The sequence below is a fragment of the Aquihabitans sp. G128 genome (assembly GCF_019048865.1).
GTDB lineage: Bacteria > Actinomycetota > Acidimicrobiia > Acidimicrobiales > Iamiaceae > Aquihabitans.
In genome coordinates, this window is the sequence record NZ_CP077604.1 from 2,295,233 (window position 1) to 2,312,015 (window position 16,783).

At 74.0% G+C, this 16,783-nt stretch carries 18 protein-coding genes; 10 read left to right on the forward strand and 8 right to left on the reverse strand.

Translation table 11 applies throughout. The features are described 5' to 3' along the window. The first annotated feature begins 44 nt into the window (after positions 1–44). Positions 45–497, forward strand: coding sequence for a CAP domain-containing protein (locus KSP35_RS10985; RefSeq protein WP_217001749.1), 453 nt, complete (start codon positions 45–47; stop codon positions 495–497). 644 nt (positions 498–1,141) lie between these two features. Here the strand turns inward: KSP35_RS10985 and KSP35_RS10990 are convergent. The 5 genes from KSP35_RS10990 to galU form a co-directional block, all read right to left on the reverse strand. Then, positions 1,142–1,612: a hypothetical protein gene (locus KSP35_RS10990; RefSeq protein ID WP_217001751.1), complete on the reverse strand. Its 471-nt coding sequence runs from the start codon at positions 1,610–1,612 to the stop codon at positions 1,142–1,144. Between the two features lie 213 nt (positions 1,613–1,825). Beyond that, positions 1,826–2,329 (reverse strand): cyclic pyranopterin monophosphate synthase MoaC, encoded by a 504-nt coding sequence (gene moaC / locus KSP35_RS10995; protein WP_217001753.1) that lies wholly within the window; start codon positions 2,327–2,329, stop codon positions 1,826–1,828. Positions 2,330–2,382: 53 nt separating this feature from the next. Then, complete coding sequence (moaA, locus tag KSP35_RS11000; protein WP_217001755.1) at positions 2,383–3,381, reverse strand: GTP 3',8-cyclase MoaA; 999 nt, start codon at positions 3,379–3,381, stop codon at positions 2,383–2,385. Between the two features lie 20 nt (positions 3,382–3,401). Further along, a complete protein-coding gene (gene glp / locus KSP35_RS11005) occupies positions 3,402–4,625 on the reverse strand; it encodes a gephyrin-like molybdotransferase Glp (protein ID WP_217001758.1) in 1,224 nt (407 codons plus the stop codon). 9 nt (positions 4,626–4,634) lie between these two features. Next, positions 4,635–5,525, reverse strand: coding sequence for a UTP--glucose-1-phosphate uridylyltransferase GalU (galU, locus tag KSP35_RS11010; RefSeq protein ID WP_254127122.1), 891 nt, complete (start codon positions 5,523–5,525; stop codon positions 4,635–4,637). A gap of 153 nt (positions 5,526–5,678) precedes the next feature. Here galU and KSP35_RS11015 point away from each other — a divergent pair, with 153 nt between their 5' ends. From KSP35_RS11015 to KSP35_RS11030, 4 genes are all read left to right on the forward strand, one after another. Next, on the forward strand, positions 5,679–6,089 hold the full coding sequence (locus tag KSP35_RS11015; protein ID WP_217001760.1) for an FmdB family zinc ribbon protein: 411 nt from the start codon (positions 5,679–5,681) through the stop codon (positions 6,087–6,089). Positions 6,090–6,091: 2 nt separating this feature from the next. Continuing rightward, positions 6,092–6,880 carry an S-methyl-5'-thioadenosine phosphorylase gene (locus KSP35_RS11020; protein WP_254127123.1) on the forward strand — a complete coding sequence of 263 codons (789 nt, stop codon included), beginning with the start codon at positions 6,092–6,094 and terminating at the stop codon, positions 6,878–6,880. Between the two features lie 97 nt (positions 6,881–6,977). Further along, a complete protein-coding gene (locus KSP35_RS11025) occupies positions 6,978–7,598 on the forward strand; it encodes a hypothetical protein (RefSeq protein ID WP_217001762.1) in 621 nt (206 codons plus the stop codon). A gap of 196 nt (positions 7,599–7,794) precedes the next feature. After that, positions 7,795–8,337 (forward strand): SAF domain-containing protein, encoded by a 543-nt coding sequence (locus KSP35_RS11030; protein WP_217001764.1) that lies wholly within the window; start codon positions 7,795–7,797, stop codon positions 8,335–8,337. Positions 8,338–8,371: 34 nt separating this feature from the next. On the opposite strand, the gene KSP35_RS11035 is transcribed toward KSP35_RS11030, so the two are convergent. Next, a complete protein-coding gene (locus tag KSP35_RS11035) occupies positions 8,372–9,199 on the reverse strand; it encodes an undecaprenyl-diphosphate phosphatase (protein ID WP_217001766.1) in 828 nt (275 codons plus the stop codon). Positions 9,200–9,318: 119 nt separating this feature from the next. Here KSP35_RS11035 and KSP35_RS11040 point away from each other — a divergent pair, with 119 nt between their 5' ends. From KSP35_RS11040 to KSP35_RS25240, 3 genes are all read left to right on the forward strand, one after another. Continuing rightward, a complete protein-coding gene (locus KSP35_RS11040) occupies positions 9,319–9,792 on the forward strand; it encodes a hypothetical protein (RefSeq protein WP_217001768.1) in 474 nt (157 codons plus the stop codon). Positions 9,793–9,879: 87 nt separating this feature from the next. Further along, the gene (locus KSP35_RS11045; RefSeq protein WP_254127208.1) at positions 9,880–10,791 is read left to right on the forward strand and encodes a L,D-transpeptidase; all 912 of its coding nucleotides are present in this window, start codon (positions 9,880–9,882) and stop codon (positions 10,789–10,791) included. 52 nt (positions 10,792–10,843) lie between these two features. Continuing rightward, positions 10,844–12,457 carry an RNA polymerase sigma factor gene (locus tag KSP35_RS25240; protein WP_217001772.1) on the forward strand — a complete coding sequence of 538 codons (1,614 nt, stop codon included), beginning with the start codon at positions 10,844–10,846 and terminating at the stop codon, positions 12,455–12,457. A gap of 336 nt (positions 12,458–12,793) precedes the next feature. Here KSP35_RS25240 and KSP35_RS11055 read toward each other — a convergent pair whose 3' ends face one another. Continuing rightward, entirely contained in the window at positions 12,794–14,137 is a 1,344-nt protein-coding gene (locus tag KSP35_RS11055; RefSeq protein ID WP_217001774.1) for a TldD/PmbA family protein, read from the reverse strand. A gap of 2 nt (positions 14,138–14,139) precedes the next feature. Continuing rightward, positions 14,140–15,528, reverse strand: coding sequence for a TldD/PmbA family protein (locus tag KSP35_RS11060; protein ID WP_217001776.1), 1,389 nt, complete (start codon positions 15,526–15,528; stop codon positions 14,140–14,142). Positions 15,529–15,611: 83 nt separating this feature from the next. Here KSP35_RS11060 and KSP35_RS11065 point away from each other — a divergent pair, with 83 nt between their 5' ends. Next, positions 15,612–15,989: a thioesterase family protein gene (locus KSP35_RS11065; protein ID WP_217001777.1), complete on the forward strand. Its 378-nt coding sequence runs from the start codon at positions 15,612–15,614 to the stop codon at positions 15,987–15,989. Between the two features lie 79 nt (positions 15,990–16,068). Continuing rightward, positions 16,069–16,782 carry an HAD family hydrolase gene (locus tag KSP35_RS11070; RefSeq protein ID WP_217001778.1) on the forward strand — a complete coding sequence of 238 codons (714 nt, stop codon included), beginning with the start codon at positions 16,069–16,071 and terminating at the stop codon, positions 16,780–16,782. Position 16,783 lies beyond the last annotated feature (1 nt).

Sequence of the window (16,783 nt, forward strand, 5' to 3'; positions counted from 1 at the left end):
CATTTCCGCTCAAGGTGGGTGGGGATCGTGTCGAGACCTTTCGCATGCCCGCCCACACCAAGAAGCCCCACCGCTCGATCCGCCGGGCCGGGGTCGCCGTCGCCCTCGTCGCCGCCCTCGCCCTGTTGTCCGCCTGCCTCAGCCCGTCGCAGTCCCAGGTCCAGTCGGAGCTCAACAGCGACCGCCGGGCCCACGGCCTGTCGACCCTCGGGGTCAACGCCGACGCCCAGGCCAAGGCCCAGGCCTGGGCCGAGAAGCTGGCCCGCGAGAACACGCTGTACCACTCGAACCTGCCCGACGGCATCCGCACCCGCTGGTGCTCGCTGGGCGAGAACGTCGGCTACGGCCCCAACGTCCCCACCATCGAGGACGCCTACATGAACTCCACCGGCCACCGCGCCAACATCCTCTCCACCAAGTGGAACGGCGTCGGCGTCGGCTACGCCACCAACGGCAACCGGGTCTTCACCGTGCAGGTCTTCATCAAGACCTGCTGACCCGCCACCGGCGTCCCCCGCCGGAAGCACCCACCCCTGCCCGCACCGGCGGCCACGTCTTCGTGGCCGCCGGTGCCGCGTCCATGCCACGGTTGCCCTCCCCCGACCCCGCGTGCACGCCACCAGAACTGCGACAGCGACCAGGACCGCCACGGCGACCAGGACCGCCACGGCGACCAAAGCCATGGGCGAAGGCTCTGGTGGCACCCCGTGTCGCCCGCGGACCCCGATCGCGACCAGAAGCGACGAGGCGGCCTCTGGTCGCAACCATGGCTCCGCCTGGATCGCAGGCCTGCACGCCGCGCAGATCAGAACCACCACGGCGACCAAAGCCGTGGGCGGAGGCTCTGGCCGCACCCCGTGTCGCCCTCGGGCCCCGAACGCGACCAGAAGCGACGACGCGGACTCTGGTCGCAACCGGCGTCTCTGCCGGGCGGCAGGGCGACCGGAACGGCGATGCGGCCCTTCGGTCGCACGGGGCGAGGCCAACGAGCCCTGGCGGCGACCAGAAGCGTGGAGCGGGCTTCGGTCGCCCTGAGCACCGAGCCCTTGGCCGGGGCGGCGTGGGGCCGGGCGCGACACGACCCGGGCGGTGGGGCCCGGGTCGTGGCGAAGGTCTGGGTGCCGCGGGTGCGGCGGTACCGCTAGTTGGCGGTGCGGCGCATGGCCAGCACGGGGGCCGGCGAGGAGCGGACGGTGGTGAGCGGGCGCACCTTGGCGACGCGCTCCATGGTGCGGAGCTTCATCTGGCGCAGGGCGTACACGTAGGCGCTGAGGGCGCCGCCGGAGGCCAGGAACAGCAGGGTGACCAGCGTGCCGCCGACGACGACGGCGAGCAGCAGGGTGAAGGCGGTGGCGCCGAGGAGGCCGACCAGCACGTCACGGCGGCGGCGCTTGGCGTCGCCCCGGTTCATGGTCAGCGGGAGGGCCGGGCCGCCGTGGGGGGCGGTGCCGAGGGTGCGGAGCGAGGTGCCGGGGGTGGCGCGCTCGAGGGTGGAGAGCTGCGCCCGGAAGGACACGACCGAGTTGTCCGGCCGGCCATCGCGCCGGTTGCGCACGAACGGCGGGATCAGGACCGCCGCCCACACCACCGCCAAGATGACCAGTACGAGCATCGTCACGTTCTCCAGGCCTGCCTTTGCCTCTTGTGGACCGTATCCACCCGCCGAGAGCAGGAGGTGGATGGGAGCGGTCCGAATCGTCGGGGTGGAAGATCGGCGCAGTCGGCGCACACCTGAGGTTCCAGGTGACGGGCTGGCTGCAGTTGTTACGGTTCTACTACGGACCGGGGGGTCGCCGCTAGGTCGGCACCGGCTCGATCGGGTGGTTCAGAGGCCCAGGTCCAGCTCGGGGTCGGCCGGTTCCCGGCGGAACGTGCCCGAGCGGCCGCCCGTCTTCTCCCACAGCGCGATGTCGCCGATGGTCATGGTGCGGTCGGCCGACTTGCACATGTCGTAGATGGTGAGCGCGGCCACCGACACCGCGGTGAGGGCCTCCATCTCGACGCCCGTCCGGTCGACGGTGTCGACGTGGGCCTCGATCTCGATGAACGTGTCGTCGATGTGGAAGTTGACCAGCACGGCGCCCACGAGCAGCGGGTGGCAGAGCGGGATGAGGTCCGACGCCCGCTTGGCGGCCTGGATGCCGGCCACCCGGGCCACGTTGAGCACGTCGCCCTTGCCCACCGAGCCCCGGGCCACGAGCGCGGTGGTCTCCGGCTGCATGTGGACCCGGCCCCGGGCGACGGCCCGGCGGTGCGAGGGGTCCTTGGGGGTGACGTCGACCATGCGGGCACGGCCCAGCGGATCGAGGTGGGTCAGGCGCTCGGGCATGGGCGAAGTGTAGGAGGCAGGGCCGGACGGGCTCGCAGGGGCCCCACGGGCGCTCAGCCGCCGATCTCGCTCATGGAGCGCGACGGCCGGATGAAGTGCACGTCGCTGATGCCGTGCCCGGCCCACTTCGACCCCACCGTGGCCTCCAGGGCGGCGGCCAGCCCGTCGTCGTCGGCGCCGCCACGGAGCAGGGCGCGGAGGTCGGTCTCGTCGGTGGCGAACAGGCAGGCGCGGAGCTGGCCGTCGGCGGTGAGGCGGACGCGGTCGCAGCTGGCGCAGAACGGTTCGGTGACGCTCCCGATCACGCCGATCTCGCCGCCGCCGTCGAGGTAGCGGTGGCGCTGGGCGGGGTCGTGGTCCCGGGTGAGCCGCTGGAGCGGGAACTCGGCCCCGATGGCCGCCACGATCTCCGCCGAGGGCACCACCGCGCTGCGGTCCCAGTGGTGGTCGGCGTCGAGCGGCATGAACTCGATGAAGCGCACCCGCACGCCCTCGTCCCGGCCGAACCGGGCGAAGTCGACGACCTCGTCGTCGTTGCTGCCCCGGACCACCACCACGTTCACCTTGACCGGAGCGAGGCCGGCGGCGACGGCGGCGCGGATGCCCTGCAGCACCCGTGGCAGGTCGTCGCGCCGGGTGAGCGCGGCGAACCGCTCGGGGCGCAGGGAGTCGAGCGACACGTTGACCCGGTCGAGCCCGGCCGCCGCGAGGTCGTGGGCCATGGCGCCCAGCAGGGAGCCGTTGGTGGTGAGCGAGAGGTCGACGCCGAGCGGGGCCAACCGCTCGACCAGGAGGGGCAGGCGGGCGCGCACGGTGGGCTCGCCGCCGGTGAGCCGGATCGAGTCGAACCCGAACCGCTCGACGGCCACCCGGGCCACCCGCTCGATCTCCTCGAAGCTGAGGAGGTGGTCGCGGGGCTGCCAGACCATGCCCTCGGCGGGCATGCAGTAGGTGCAGCGGAAGTTGCAGCGATCCGTCACCGAGATGCGCAGGTCGCGGTGCACGCGGCCGTAGCCGTCGACGAGTGGGGTGAGGACCCCGGTGCTGCTCACCCGGTCCAGGCTAGGGGTGATCAGGGCGCGAAGGGGTCGGCGAGGAGCACCACGGTGACCTCGGCCCCCTCGGCGACGCCGTCGCCGTCGGGCAGCACGGCGAGGCCGTTGGCCCCGGCCGTGGCGGCCAGCTGGTGCGAGCCCTGTCCGCCCACCGGCGTCGCCGTGAAGGCGGTGCCGTCCCACCGGCACGCCACGCGCAGGTAGGCGGTGCGGCCGTCCGGGCGCCGGGTGAGGCCGGGGCCGGCGACGGCGGCCACCCGGGGCAGGTCGAGGTCGGCGCGGCCGGCGAGGCGGCGCAGGCCGGGCACGCCGAGCAGCGACAGCGACACCAGCGAGGACACGGGGTTCCCGGGCAGGCCGAAGACCGGGGTGCCGTCGAGCACGCCGAAGGCGAAGGGCTTGGCCGGGCGGATGGCCACCTGCATCCACCGCATGTCGGCCACCTCGTCGAGCACCACCTTGACGAGGTCGAAGTCGCCCATGCTCACGCCGCCGCTGGTGGCCACCGCGTCGTGGCCGGCCGCCGCCTCGGTGATGGCGGCGGCGAGGGCGTCGTGGTCGTCGGCCACCGTGCCCAGGTCGACGGCGTCGACGCCGTAGGCCCGCAGCGCGGCCACGAGGGTGGGGCGGTTCGACTCGCGGATCTGCCCGGGCCCGAGGGGGCGGTCGTCGTCGACCAGCTCGTCGCCCGTGGAGATCACGCCGACCTGGGGCCGGGGCACCACCAGCGGCGAGCGCAGGCCCACCGAGGCGAGCACCCCGAGGTGGGCCGGCCCGAGGACCGTGCCGGCCGGGAGCACCAGCTCGCCGGCGGCGACGTCGGACCCGGCCGCTCGGACGTGCAGGCCGACGGGCACGGCCTGGGTGAGGTCGACCTCGTGGTCGCCCACCCGTGCGGAGCGCTCGACCATGACCACCGCGTCGGCACCCGGCGGCACCGGCGCCCCGGTCATGATCCGCACCGCGGCGCCCGGGGTGACCTCGATGTCGGGCGGCGCCCCGGCGGCGATGGTGCCGGCCACGCGCAGGCGGACCGGCTCCTGCTCCGACGCCGCGGCGACGTCGGCCGCCCGGACCGCGTAGCCGTCCATGCCCGAGTTGGCGAAGGGCGGGACCGGGTCCGGGGCGGTGGCGTCGACCGCGAGGACCGCGCCGAGGGCGTCGTCGAGCCGGCGGGCGGCGGGGGCGAGCGGGGCGCAGCCGTCGAGGACGTGCTGGCGGGCCTCCTCGAAGGGGATCACCGAAACGACCTAGACGAGGCCTTCGCGCTGGACGACGTCGGCCAGGAACGCGCCGAACTCCGGCCGGAGGTCGGCCCGCTCGAGGGCCAGCTCGACGATGGCCTGCAGGTACGCCGGCACGGTCCCGGTGTCGTAGCGGCCGCCCTCGAAGGTGACGCCGTAGACGGCCTGGTCGGCGAGCAGCATGGCGATGGCGTCGGTGAGCTGGATCTCGCCGCCCACGCCCGGCTGGACCTGCTCGAGCTTCTCGAAGAGCTCCGGGGTGAAGATGTAGCGGCCCATGACGGCCAGGTTGGACGGGGCCTCGGCCGGCTCGGGCTTCTCGACCAGGTCGAGGATCTGGACGAGGTGGTCCGAGATGCGCTCGGGCTTGGCGCAGCCGTAGCGGCGGATCTCCTCCGGCTCGACCTCTTGGAGGGCCATGACCGAGCGCCCGTACTGGGCGTAGGTCTGGATCATGTCGGGCAGCAGGGTGGAGCTGGTGGCCATGAACTCGTCGCCGAGCAGCACCGCGAACGGGTTGTCGCCCACGTGCTTGCGCGCCACCGACACCGCGTGGCCGAGGCCGAGCGGCGAGCCCTGGCGGACGAAGTGGATGTCGGCCAGCTCGGTGAGCGCCACCACCTCAGTGAGCTCGGACTGCTTGCCGGCGGCGTCGAGGTGGTACTCGAGCTCGAACTGGCGGTCGAAGTGGTCTTCGATGGAGCGCTTCGAGCGGCCGGTGATGATCAAGATGTCGTCGATGCCGGCCGCCACGGCCTCTTCGACGATGTACTGGATGGCCGGCTTGTCGACGACCGGCAGCATCTCCTTGGCCTGGGCCTTGGTGGCCGGCAGGAACCGGGTGCCGAGGCCGGCGGCGGGGATCACGGCTTTGCGGACGATGGGTGGGGTGCTCACGCCCGGGAGTCTCGCACGGCGGGCTCGGCGCACCCTGGCAACCCGCACGGACGTGCCCGTTCCCCGGGCGACCTCCTAGGCTTGGCAGTCGAACCCGTCGACTGCCAACTGGTGGGCCCACCCCGTGCGGGGCTCCCGGACGCGAGGACCCAGATGCCCACCTACGAGTACCGCTGCAAGAGCTGCGAGCACCAGTTCGACATCGTGCAGGCGTTCAGCGACGACTCGCTGACGGTGTGCCCGGAGTGCGGCGGCCCGCTCAAGAAGGTGTTCGGCAACGTGGGCATCACGTTCAAGGGCTCGGGCTTCTACAAGACCGACAGCCGCTCGGCCGGCACGTTCGGCTCGGCCAAGGACGCCGATCGCACCGACGCCAAGAAGTCGGCCGAGGCGGCGTCGAGCAGCAGCTCCGACAGCGCCACCACCAAGACCGACGCCAAGACCGAGAAGAAGGCCGACACCAAGCCGGCCACGGGCTCGTCGGGCAGCTCGTCCGGCTCGTCGAGCTCGACCTCGTCGTCGAGCACGTCGTCCAGCTCGTCCAGCAGCAGCTCCAAGAGCTGACCGTGGCCGAGGCGCCGGTCGCCGAGGTCGGGGTGTTCGGCGGCTCGGGCTTCTACCGCTTCCTCGACGACGTCACCGAGGTCACCGTCGAGACGCCCCACGGGCCCACCTCGGCCCCGGTGGCCATCGGCCGCGTGGGCGAGCGGCGGGTGGCGTTCATCCCCCGCCACGGCGCCCACCACGAGCTGCCGCCGCACCTGCTCCCCTACCGGGCCAACGTCTGGGCGCTGCACGCGCTCGGCGTCACCAACGTGTTCGGCCCGTGCGCATCGGGCTCGCTGCAGCCCCACGTCGCCCCCGGCAGCTTCGTGGTGCCGGACCAGCTGGTCGACCGCACGTCGGGCCGCGCCGACACGTTCTTCGACGGCCCCACCGTCCACCACGTGGCCTTCGCCGACCCCTACGACCACGACCTGCGCCAGGTGGCCCTGGCCGCCTGCCGGGCCGAGGGCGTCGAGGTCCACGACGGCGGCACCGTGGTCGTCGTGCAGGGGCCGCGGTTCTCCACCCGCGCCGAGTCGCGCTGGTACGGCGGGCAGGGCTGGGAGGTCATCAACATGACCCAGCACCCCGAGGCCGTGCTCTGCCGCGAGGCCGGCCTGCGCTACGCAGCCATCGCGCTGATCACCGACTTCGACGCCGGCCTGGAGGGCAGCGGGGTCCCCGCCGTCACCCAGGAGGAGGTGTTCGCCTTCTTCGAGGCCAACGTCGACACCGTGCGCCGGGTCCTGTTCCGCGCCCTCGCCGCGCCGCTCCCCACCGGTCGCCTCGAGGCCGGGCCCGGCTTCTGAGCCACCCGCGATCCGTGGTTCCCCTGCCTTGTCCGGGGCCCGCCCAGGGTCCACACTGAGCGGCGGCCGAAGGGGCCGACACGACAGGGAGCGGGCAATGGACACCACCACGAACACCACGCATCGATCGCGCCGGCGCGGCGGGCTGCTGCTCGCCCTCGTCGCCGCCCTGGCCCTGCTGGTCGCGGCGTGCGACGTGCCCGCCAAGCCGGCGGGCGCGCTCTACGACGCGTGGAAGGCCGGCGACAAGGCCAAGGCCGGCCAGACCGCCACGCCCACCGCGGTGAACCAGCTGTTCACCAAGACTTGGTCGGCATCGAGCCAGTGGCTCTTCATCAACTGCGACGGTGCCGCCGGCTCCACCTACTGCACGTGGGTCGAGTCCACCGAGGGCCGGTTGCAGCTGCGCGTCGACAACGCCTCGCAGAAGGTCACCTCGGTCACGCGCATCCCGCTCGGCAACGGCGCGGCGGGCCGGTTCTTCCACGCGTGGCGGGTCGGCAAGAAGGACGCCGCCATGGCCTACGGCAGCGCGTCGGCCACCAACGCCATGTTCGCCCACTCCGACGTCGGCGCCCACTGGCTGCCCACGGGCTGCGACGGCGCGGCCGGCTCCACCTACTGCTCGTGGATCGGCGACGACTCGGTCCAGATCACCCTCCGGGTCGACAACGCCACCCAGAAGGTCATCCACGTCGATCGAGGCACCGTCGACTGATCCACCGCGCCTGCGGTCGCCCCTGTCGCATCGGCACGGGGCGGCCTAGGGTCGCCCTCGGCCTTCCCCGGTTCCTGCCCTCTCCCCCAGGAGGTGCGTCCCGTGGGTCGCGTCCGCCACCGTCTCCCCCCGCAGCCGGCTCCCGCTGCACCGCCGCCCCTTCGCCGACCCGTCGGCGCTGCGGCGCTGGCTCCTGGTGGCGGCCCTCGCCGCCGCCACCGCCGGCCTGACCGGCCGCCTCGTCGCCGCGGCCCAGGCCGAGCGGGAGCGGTGGGGCGAGACCCGTCCCGTGCTGGTGGCCGACCGCCCCCTCGCCGCAGGCGACCCCCTCGCCGGCGCGGTGCGGACCGTGCGCTGGCCGGTGGGCCTGGCCCCGCCCTCGGCCCTGCGGGCCGTGCCCGCCGGTGCCCGCACCGCCGGCCCGGTGGCCGAGGGGGCGCCGCTCACCGCCGCGTCGTTGGCCCGGGGCGGCCCCGGCGGCGCCGACCGCCAGCGCCTCGCCGTGCCGGTGGCGAACGCCCGCCTGCCGCTGCGGGTGGGCGACCGCGTGGACGTGTGGGCGACGGTCGACCCCGCGGTCACCGGTGCCGCGGTGGCCACGCGGCGGGTGGCGCGGGCGGCCACGGTGGCCAGCGCCGGATCGCGCTCGGTGGTGGTGGCGGTGGCGGCCGACGAGGTGCCCGAGGTGGCCGAGGCCGCCGCCCTGGCCACGGTGACCCTGGTGGCCACCGGCGGCTGACGGCGCCGCCGATGGCGGGTGAGGAGGTCGAGCGCTACCGGGCGTCGATGACGTTGCCGAGCAGCAGGCCGATCAGCAGGAGGCCCAGCGCCACCCGGTAGACCACGAACACCTTGGTGCTGTGGCTGGTGAGGTACTTCAGGAACCAGGCGATGGCCAGGTAGCCCACGCCGAAGGACACCGCGGTGGCGATCGCGGTGGGCAGGGCGCCCACCGACGCCCCCTCGTTCGAGCCCAGGTCCTTCAGCGAGAACAGGCCGGAGAGCACCACGGCGGGGATCGACAGGAGGAACGAGAAGCGGGCCGCCGCCTCGCGGGTGTAGCCGAGGAACAGCCCGGCGCTGATGGTGGAGCCGCTGCGCGACACGCCGGGCACCAGGGCGAGCGACTGGGCCAGGCCGATGGCCACGCCGTCGCGGGTGTCGACGTCGTCGAGCTCCTTGCGGCGGGTGGCGACCTTCTCGGCGTAGAGCAGCACGAGGCCCATGACGATGAGGGTGCCCGCGATGAGGCGCAGGTCCCGGGCGCCGGACTCGATCTGGTCCTTGAACAGCAGGCCGAGGATCCCGATCGGGATGGTGGCCACGATCAGGTACCAGCCCATGCGGGCGTCGGGGTCGGACCGCTTGGCGGGGTCGCGCAGCGAGGTGAGCCAGGCGACGGTGATGCGCCAGAGGTCCTTCCAGAAGTAGATGACCACCGCCGCCATGGTCCCGAGCTGGATCACCGCGGTGAACGCCGTGCCGGGGTCGTCCCAGCCGAAGAGGGCCGGGACGATGCGGAGGTGGCCGCTGGAGGAGACCGGCAGGAACTCGGTGAGGCCCTGGACGATGCCGAGGATGATCGCTTCGAGGGTGGACATGCGGGAGACGGTGCCTCGGGTCGGGTCAAGGGACGGCAAACCCTAAGGCGGGGGCGCCCCGCCGGTCAGGACGGGGGCAGGGCCGGAACCGCCGGTCCGCACCACCCCAGGAGCCCACCATGGACCGCACCCCCGCCCGCCGCCGCCTCGCCACCGCCCTGGTGGGCGTGGCCGTCACCGGCCTCTCCGTCGTCGGCTTCGCCGGCGCCGCCACCGCCGCCCCCAGCGCCCCGTCGCTGCCGCCCGGCGGCTTCGACATCTGCTCGCTCGCCCCCCAGGCCTGCCCCACCGTGCCGACCGGCCCGGTGGTCGTGGTCGACCCCATCCCGCACGGCCCCCACGGCCCCGTCGGCCCGCACGATCCTCACGGCCCGGTGGGCCCGCTGCACCCGGGCGGCGTGCTCGACCCCGGATCGGCCGACCCCGTCATCGACCCCGGCCCCGGCGACGGCACCACCACGACCACGATGCCGCCCACCACCACCGAGCCCTGGCACGAGGACCCCACCACCGTCCACGAGCAGCCGGTGGTCCAGACCACCACCGTCGTGGTCGACGCCCCCGTCATCGCCCACCCCACCTTCACCGGCTGACCCCGCACGCCGCCCCACCCGGCCGACCACCCCACCCCCACCCCCACCCCATCGAACTTGTGGGCCCAGAGCGCCGAAAACGGGCGTGTGGGCCCACAAGTTCGTGGGGTTTTGCCGGTTGGGGGGCGGTCCGGCCTAAGGCGAGGGCCGGTCGATGGTCAGGACCCTCGACCGAGCCGGACCGACCGACCCGAACGCAGACCGAGGAGCCCGCCATGTCGACCACCCGCACCACCCCGACCAGCACCGAGGCCACCGACCCGACCCGCACCCGCAGGTCGCGCCGCCGGGCCGGCCTGGCCCTGGCCGCCGCCCTCGCCGCCGGGGCCCTCGCCACCGGCTGCGGAGCCACCAGCGCCGGGCACCGGGCGACGCCCACGACGCACCCGGCAGCGCCCGCCGGCACCTCCGTCGTCGTCCGCCCCACCCACGCCATCCAGGTCCACGAGTCGCCCGACGCCTCGTCGCCGGCCCGGACCGTCGAGGCGAAGACCGAGTTCGGCTCGGCCACCGCCCTGCTCGTCACCGACCTGCGCGACGGCTGGGTGCAGGTGCTGGTCCCCGGCCGGCCGACGGGCGCCACCGGCTGGGCGCCGGTGGCCGAGGTCGGCGAGCGCCAGGCCCTCACCACCGAGATCCGGGTCGACCTCGCCGCCCGGACCCTCACGCTCCTCGACGGCGGCACGGTCGTGCTCGCCACGCCGGTGGCCGTCGGCGCCCCCCGACTCCCCCACGCCGAAGGGCCGGTTCTCGGTCACCGACAAGCTCGACACCCAGGACGCCGGCGGCGCCTACGGCCGCTACGCCTTCGGCCTCTCGGGCCGGTCCGAGGTGCTCACCGAGTTCGCCGGCGGCGACGGCCAGATCGGCATCCACGGGACCAACGACGCCTCGAGCATCGGCCGGCCCGTCTCCCACGGCTGCATCCGGGTCCCGAACGAGGTCATGGCGAAGCTCAACGCCGTCCTCGCCCTCGGCACGCCCGTCACCGTGGCGTGAGCCGGTGGGGCAGGATGATGGCGAGACGGTGCGCGCCAGCGAAGGACGGGACATGGCGAACACGGACGAAGGACGGCTCGTCGAGGCTGCCCGCCGCGGTGACCAGCGAGCCTTCGGGCAGCTGTTCGACCAGTGGTACGACCGGGTCCACGACCTGTCGCGCCGCATCGTGCACGACGACGGCATCGCCGGCGAGGTCGCCCAGGACGCCTTCCTCAAGGCGTGGACCAAGCTGGCCACCCTCGACGACCCCGACGCCTTCGGCGGGTGGCTGCTGCGCATCGCCCGCAACGGCTCGCTCAACCGCCTGGCCAAGGAGCGCCGGGCGGTCACCATGGACGACGAGACCATGAGCGTCGTCCGCGACGCCGACGCCCCGGACCACGACCCGCTCGAGGCCATGGACCAGGCGGCGCGCATCTCGCTGGTCTGGGACGCGGCGGCCGCCCTCGGCGAGCGCGACGCCAGCGTCCTCGACCTGCACCTGCGCCACGGGCTCACCCCGGCCGAGCTGGCCGAGGAGCTGGGCGTGACGCCCAACAACGCCCACCAGGTGCTCTTCACCATGCGCAAGCGGCTGGGCAACGCCGTGCGGGCCCTGGTCCTCTGGCGGGCCGGCCACCCCACCTGCCCCGACCTCCGCCAGGGCCTGGCCGCTGCGGGGCTCACCTCGTTCGGTGCGCCGATGGTGAAGGCCATCGACCGCCACGTCGACGGCTGCGCCGAGTGCTCCCAGGACCGGTCCGAGCGGATCTCCCCCGCCGCGCTGTTCGCCGCCGCCCCCGTCGTCCTGGCCCCGGTCCTGCTCAAGGCCCAGGCCGCCAGCGCCCTCGCCGAGGCCGGCGTCCCCATGGCCGGCTCCACCGCGGGCGCTGCCGGAGCCGGCGCCTCGGGCCCGTCGGGCACACCTGGCTCGTCCGGCACCGCGGGCCCGACCGGCGACGGCAACGCTGCCGGCTCGGGTGGACCGAACGGTCTCGGCGGACCGAACGGGCCCGGCGGACCGGTCGACCTGCCTCCCCCAGGATCGGGCGACGCCGCCCGGTCGGGGTCCACCGCTCGGCGCCGGTCCCTCGTGGGCGCTGCGGTGGTCCTCGTGGTGCTGGCCCTGCTCGGCATCGGCGCCGTGTGGGGCGGGGTCGACGGCGACGAGGTCGACACCGCCGCTCGGGTGGCCGACACCGCCACCACCTCCACGCTCGCCACCACCGTCCCAGGCCAGGCCACCACCACCACGGTGGGCTCCCTGGGCACCGTGCCCACCGGCGACACCACCGCCCCGCCCCCGACCGCGCCCGGCCAGACCACCGCCCCGACCCCGCCCACCACCGTCGTCCCGCCGCCGGTGGTCGACCGCTTCGATGCCACCCCCACCGCCCAGCGGTGCCGGGGCAGCAAGACCGACTACCTGTGGGACCTGGCCTGGGAGACCACCGGCGCCGACACCGCCACCCTCCGGCCCACCGGCGGCGCCGCCGCCCCCGTGGACCCGGACTCGTCCACCACCGCCTGCGCCCCGTCGGGCACCACCTTCGTCCTCGACGCCACCGGCACCGGCGGCACCACCTCGGCCACCGCCGGCGGCACCGACGTGCCGACCACCACCACGTCGACCACTGCGCCCCCGCCCCCCACCACCGCCCCGCCCACCACCATCGTCGGCTGAAGCCCGGACGCGGGCCCGACCCCGTGCCCGAGCCCGATCCCGACCCCGCCGTCCGGCACCCGAGCCCGCCACCGCCCGAACTTTGGGTCCCAGACCGGCGCGCGCACGGGCCTCAGACCCAAAGTTCGAGGGAGTGGTTCGGCCAACCCGTTCCGAACCTTGGGTCCCAGACCGGCGCGCACGGGCCTCAGACCCAAAGTTCGCGTGGGATCAGCCACCCCCTCCGAACTTTGGGTCCCACACCCCCGCGCGCACGTGCCTCGGACCCAAAGTTCGAGTGGGTGGGGTGGGTCGGGGAGGCGGGTGAGCGGGGGGGCTGGGCGGGGCCGTGGGGCGTCAGGCGCCGGAGACGGTGACGTCGCGGACGACGAGGCTGACGCCGGCCGAGCGCATGGGGAGCCACTCGAGGTCGGCGCCGACGGCGGCGACCTCGGACAGCATGCGCTGCAGGGTCGAGGCGATGGTGAACTCGCGGAGCGGCTCGGCCAGCTGGCCGCCGGAGATGCGGAGGCCCTCGGCGCCGGTGGAGAAGTCGCCCGAGACGGGGTTCACGCCCGAGTGCAGGCCGGAGACCGAGCTGATGAGCACGCCCTCGCCGAGGTCGGCCAGCAGCTCGTCCTGGAGCTTGGTGCCCGGAGACAGCGACAGCGCCCGGCAGCCCACCGACGGGGTGGAGGAGAAGCCTCGGACCGCGTTGGCGGTGGACGTGGTGTCGGACCGGCGAGCCGTGTAGGCGTTGTGCACGAACTGCTGCAGCCGGCCGCCGTCGATGAGGACGTTGCGGCGCGAGGCGAGGCCCTCGCCGTCGGTCTCGCTGGCGCTGTAGGCGAGCGGGTTGGTGGCGTCGTCGACCAGGGTGAAGGCGGCCGAGGCCACCTCCTCGCCCAGGCGGTCGGCGAAGAGCGAGCGGCCCTTGAGCACGGCCTCGCCCGACAGGGTGGAGCCGATGATGCCGAGGAACTGGGCGGTCACGTACGGGTCGAGCACGACGGTCACGCGGCCGCTGCGGGGCTGGGTGGCGCCGAGGAGGCGGGTGGCCCGACGGCCGGCGTCGGCGGCCGCCGCCTCGATGTCGAGCTCGTCGGGCAGGCGGCCGACCGAGAAGCCGAAGCCGGTCTGGGTGTCGTCGCCGTCCTGGGCCACGCAGCTGACCGACACGTAGCAGGACGCGTCCCGGCTCACGGTGCGGATGCCGGTGGTGGAGACCACCGCGCCCTCGGACACGCCGTCGGCGTAGTCGGCGGCGTCGATGCCGGTGATGCGGGCGTCGTTGGCCCGCACCGCCTTCTCGAGCGCGACGGCGAGGTCGATCTTGGCCTCGGTCGACACCGCCGCCAGGCCCTCGCGGTAGAGGTCGAGCGACGGCACGGCCACGCCGTCGGGCTCGGCCAGGCCCAGCCACTCGTCGGGCGTGGCGAAGGTGGCGTTGTCGCGCGCCTCGGCCAGGGTGTCGGCCAGCACGTCCGGGTCGAGGCTGCCGGCGTAGGCGAAGCCCTGCCGGTTGCCGGAGATGACCCGCACGCCGATGCCGGCCGAGGTGGCCGACGCCAGCTGCTCGACCTCGCCCTCGTACACCCGGACCTCGGTGGACGTGCTGCGCCCGACCACCACCTCGACCTGCTCGTCACCGGTGGCCAGGGCGACGATGCGATCGCCGATCTCGAGGAGCTCCTCCGACACCGTCAGGCCGCCGTTCCGCCGACCGTGAGCGAGGTGACCCGCAGGGTGGGGACCCCGTCGCCCACCGGCACGCCCTGGCCGTCCTTGCCGCAGGTCCCGGGCGGGCCCATCTGGAAGTCGTTGCCCACCGCGTCGATCATCTCGAGCACCTTGGGGCCGTTGCCGATGAGGTTGCCCTCGCGCAGCGGCTCGGTGATCTTGCCGTCCTCGATGAGGTACGCCTCGGTCATGCCGAAGACGAAGTCGCCGGTGGCGGTGTTGACCTGCCCGCCGCCGAGGTGCGACACGTAGACCCCGTTGGGGGTGTCGGCCACGATCTCCTCCGGCGTGGAGGAACCGTTGGTGAGCACGGTGTTGGTCATGCGGACCATGGGCAGGTGCTTGTAGCTCTGGCGCCGGCCGTTGCCGGAGAGGGCCCGGCCCTCCTTGCGGGCCCGGAGCTGGTCCCACATGTAGTCGGTGAGGATGCCGTCCTCGATGAGCACGTTGCGCTGGGCGGGCGTGCCCTCGTCGTCGATGGCGAAGGTCCCCCACTCGTTGGCGATGGTGCCGTCGTCGACGATGGTCACCAGCGGCGAGGCCACCTGCTGGCCCACCCGGCCGGCGAAGACCGAGACGTTCTTCTGGATGTGGTCGGCCTCGAGGCCGTGGCCGCACGCCTCGTGGAACAGCACGCCGCCGCCCCCGCTGCCGATGACCACCGGCAGCGCGCCGCTGGGCGCGGGCCGGGCCCGCAGCTTGGTGAGCGCCTGCTCGGCGGCCTCTCGGGCGAGGTCCTCCACCTGGTAGCGGTCGAAGAGCTCGAAGCCCATGGTGTGGCCGACCGAGCGGCGACCGGTCTGCATGCCGGCGTCGCCGGAGGCCACCACGCCCACGACGAACAGGGTGCGGGTCTGGTCATCGGCGGCGAGCAGGCCGTCGGAGTTGGCCACCAGGATCCGACGGCGGCTGTCGCCGTAGGACGCCGAGACCTGGCGGATGGCCCCGCCCTGGCCGCGGGCCACCTCGTCGGCCCGCTGGAGCAGCTCGACCTTGGTGGCCTTGGCCACCTCCTCCGGCCGCTCGCCCACCGGCTGCGACGACGTGTCGACCCGGGTCAGCTCGACGGTCCGGACGCCACCGCCACCGCCACGGGCGGCTGCTGCGGCGGCCTCGGCGGCGGCGAGCAGGCCGGCCTCCGACAGGTCGGCGGTGTGGGCGAAGCCGGTGGTCTCGCCCACCACCACGCGGATGCCGGCGCCGCGGTCGCGGCCCGAGCCCAGCTCCTCGATCTTGCCGTCGTCGAGGCGGCCCGACGAGGAGCGCTTGTCCTCGACGAACACCTCGGCGAAGTCGCCTCCGGTGCGCAGGGCCTCGCCCAGCACCCGGGACACCAGGGCTTCTTCGATCACGGCGGACCTCTCTCTCACGACGGGGAGCAGCGTCCGGACCAGGCACTTCGTCCCGGCGGCTGCGAGCCGCTTATCGTAACGAGGTGCCCGTGGAACCCGGCCTCACCGGCCATGTCGAGCTCGAGGTCGCCGACGCCGACACGGCCGTCGCGTTCCGCTCCGGCGACGTCGCCGTGCTCTCCACCCCGCGCATCGTGGCCCTCTGCGAGGAGGCGGCCGTGGCTGCCGTCGCCGGCGCCTTCGAACCGGGCCAGACCACGGTGAGCATGCGCATCCAGCTCGACCACCTGGCCCCCACCGCCGTGGGCGGCAAGGTCACCGCGGATGCCCGCCTCGTGGTGGTCGAGGGCCGACGCCTGAAGTTCTCCGTCTCGGTCAACGACGAGCGCGGCCTGATCGCCGCCGGCAAGGTCACCCGCGTCGTGGTCGACCGCGAGCACTTCCTCGACAAGACCCGCTAGGTCCGCTCGGGGAACCGCCTTGCCGGGCGACCCGGGCGGTGGGAGCCTGTTCGGCCCCCCACGCGCACGGGAGCCCGCCATGACCAGCACGCCCGCCATCGAGGTGGTGGCGCTCGACGCCGACGATACCCTCTGGCACTCCGAGGTGTACTTCGAGCGGACCCAGCGCCGGTTCAAGGAGCTGGTCGGCCGCTACGTCGATGCCGACTTCGACGTCGACGCCGCCCTCGTCGAGGTCGAGCACCGCAACCTGGGCGCCTACGGCTACGGCATCAAGGGCTTCACCCTGTCGATGATCGAGGCGGCCATCGAGGCCACCGACGGCGCCATCGGCGTCGACGAGATCGGCCAGATCCTGGCCTCGGGCCGCACCATGCTCGACCACCCGGTCGACCTGCTGCCGGGCGTCGACCAGGCCGTCACCGACCTCACCGACGCCGGCTACCGGCTGCTCATCGTGACCAAGGGGGACCTCCACCACCAGGAGCACAAGATCCTGGCCTCGGGCATCGCCGACCGGTTCGAGCGGCTGGAGATCGTGGCCGAGAAGGACCCCGCCACCTACCGGCGGGTGATCGCGTCCATGGGGGTCGAGCCCGGGGCCTTCTGCATGGTGGGCAACTCGGTGCGCTCCGACGTGCTGCCGGTGCTGGAGCTGGGCGCCCACGCGGTGCACATCCCGTACCACGTCACCTGGGCCCACGAGCACGTCGAGCACGACGGCACCGTGCCGACCCTCACGTCCATCGCCGAGCTGCCGGCCTGGCTGGCCGAGGCCGCCGCCGCCCGCTGAG

Coding starts and splice junctions, on each gene's coding strand:
- KSP35_RS11025 (WP_217001762.1), top strand. CDS start 6,978: ATGGACACCACCACGAACACCACGCATCGATCGCGCCGGCGCGGCGGG.
- KSP35_RS11040 (WP_217001768.1), top strand. CDS start 9,319: ATGGACCGCACCCCCGCCCGCCGCCGCCTCGCCACCGCCCTGGTGGGC.
- moaC (WP_217001753.1), bottom strand. CDS start 2,329: ATGCCCGAGCGCCTGACCCACCTCGATCCGCTGGGCCGTGCCCGCATG.
- KSP35_RS11035 (WP_217001766.1), bottom strand. CDS start 9,199: ATGTCCACCCTCGAAGCGATCATCCTCGGCATCGTCCAGGGCCTCACC.
- KSP35_RS11070 (WP_217001778.1), top strand. CDS start 16,069: ATGACCAGCACGCCCGCCATCGAGGTGGTGGCGCTCGACGCCGACGAT.
- KSP35_RS25240 (WP_217001772.1), top strand. CDS start 10,844: ATGGCGAACACGGACGAAGGACGGCTCGTCGAGGCTGCCCGCCGCGGT.
- KSP35_RS11015 (WP_217001760.1), top strand. CDS start 5,679: ATGCCCACCTACGAGTACCGCTGCAAGAGCTGCGAGCACCAGTTCGAC.
- KSP35_RS10990 (WP_217001751.1), bottom strand. CDS start 1,612: ATGCTCGTACTGGTCATCTTGGCGGTGGTGTGGGCGGCGGTCCTGATC.
- KSP35_RS10985 (WP_217001749.1), top strand. CDS start 45: ATGCCCGCCCACACCAAGAAGCCCCACCGCTCGATCCGCCGGGCCGGG.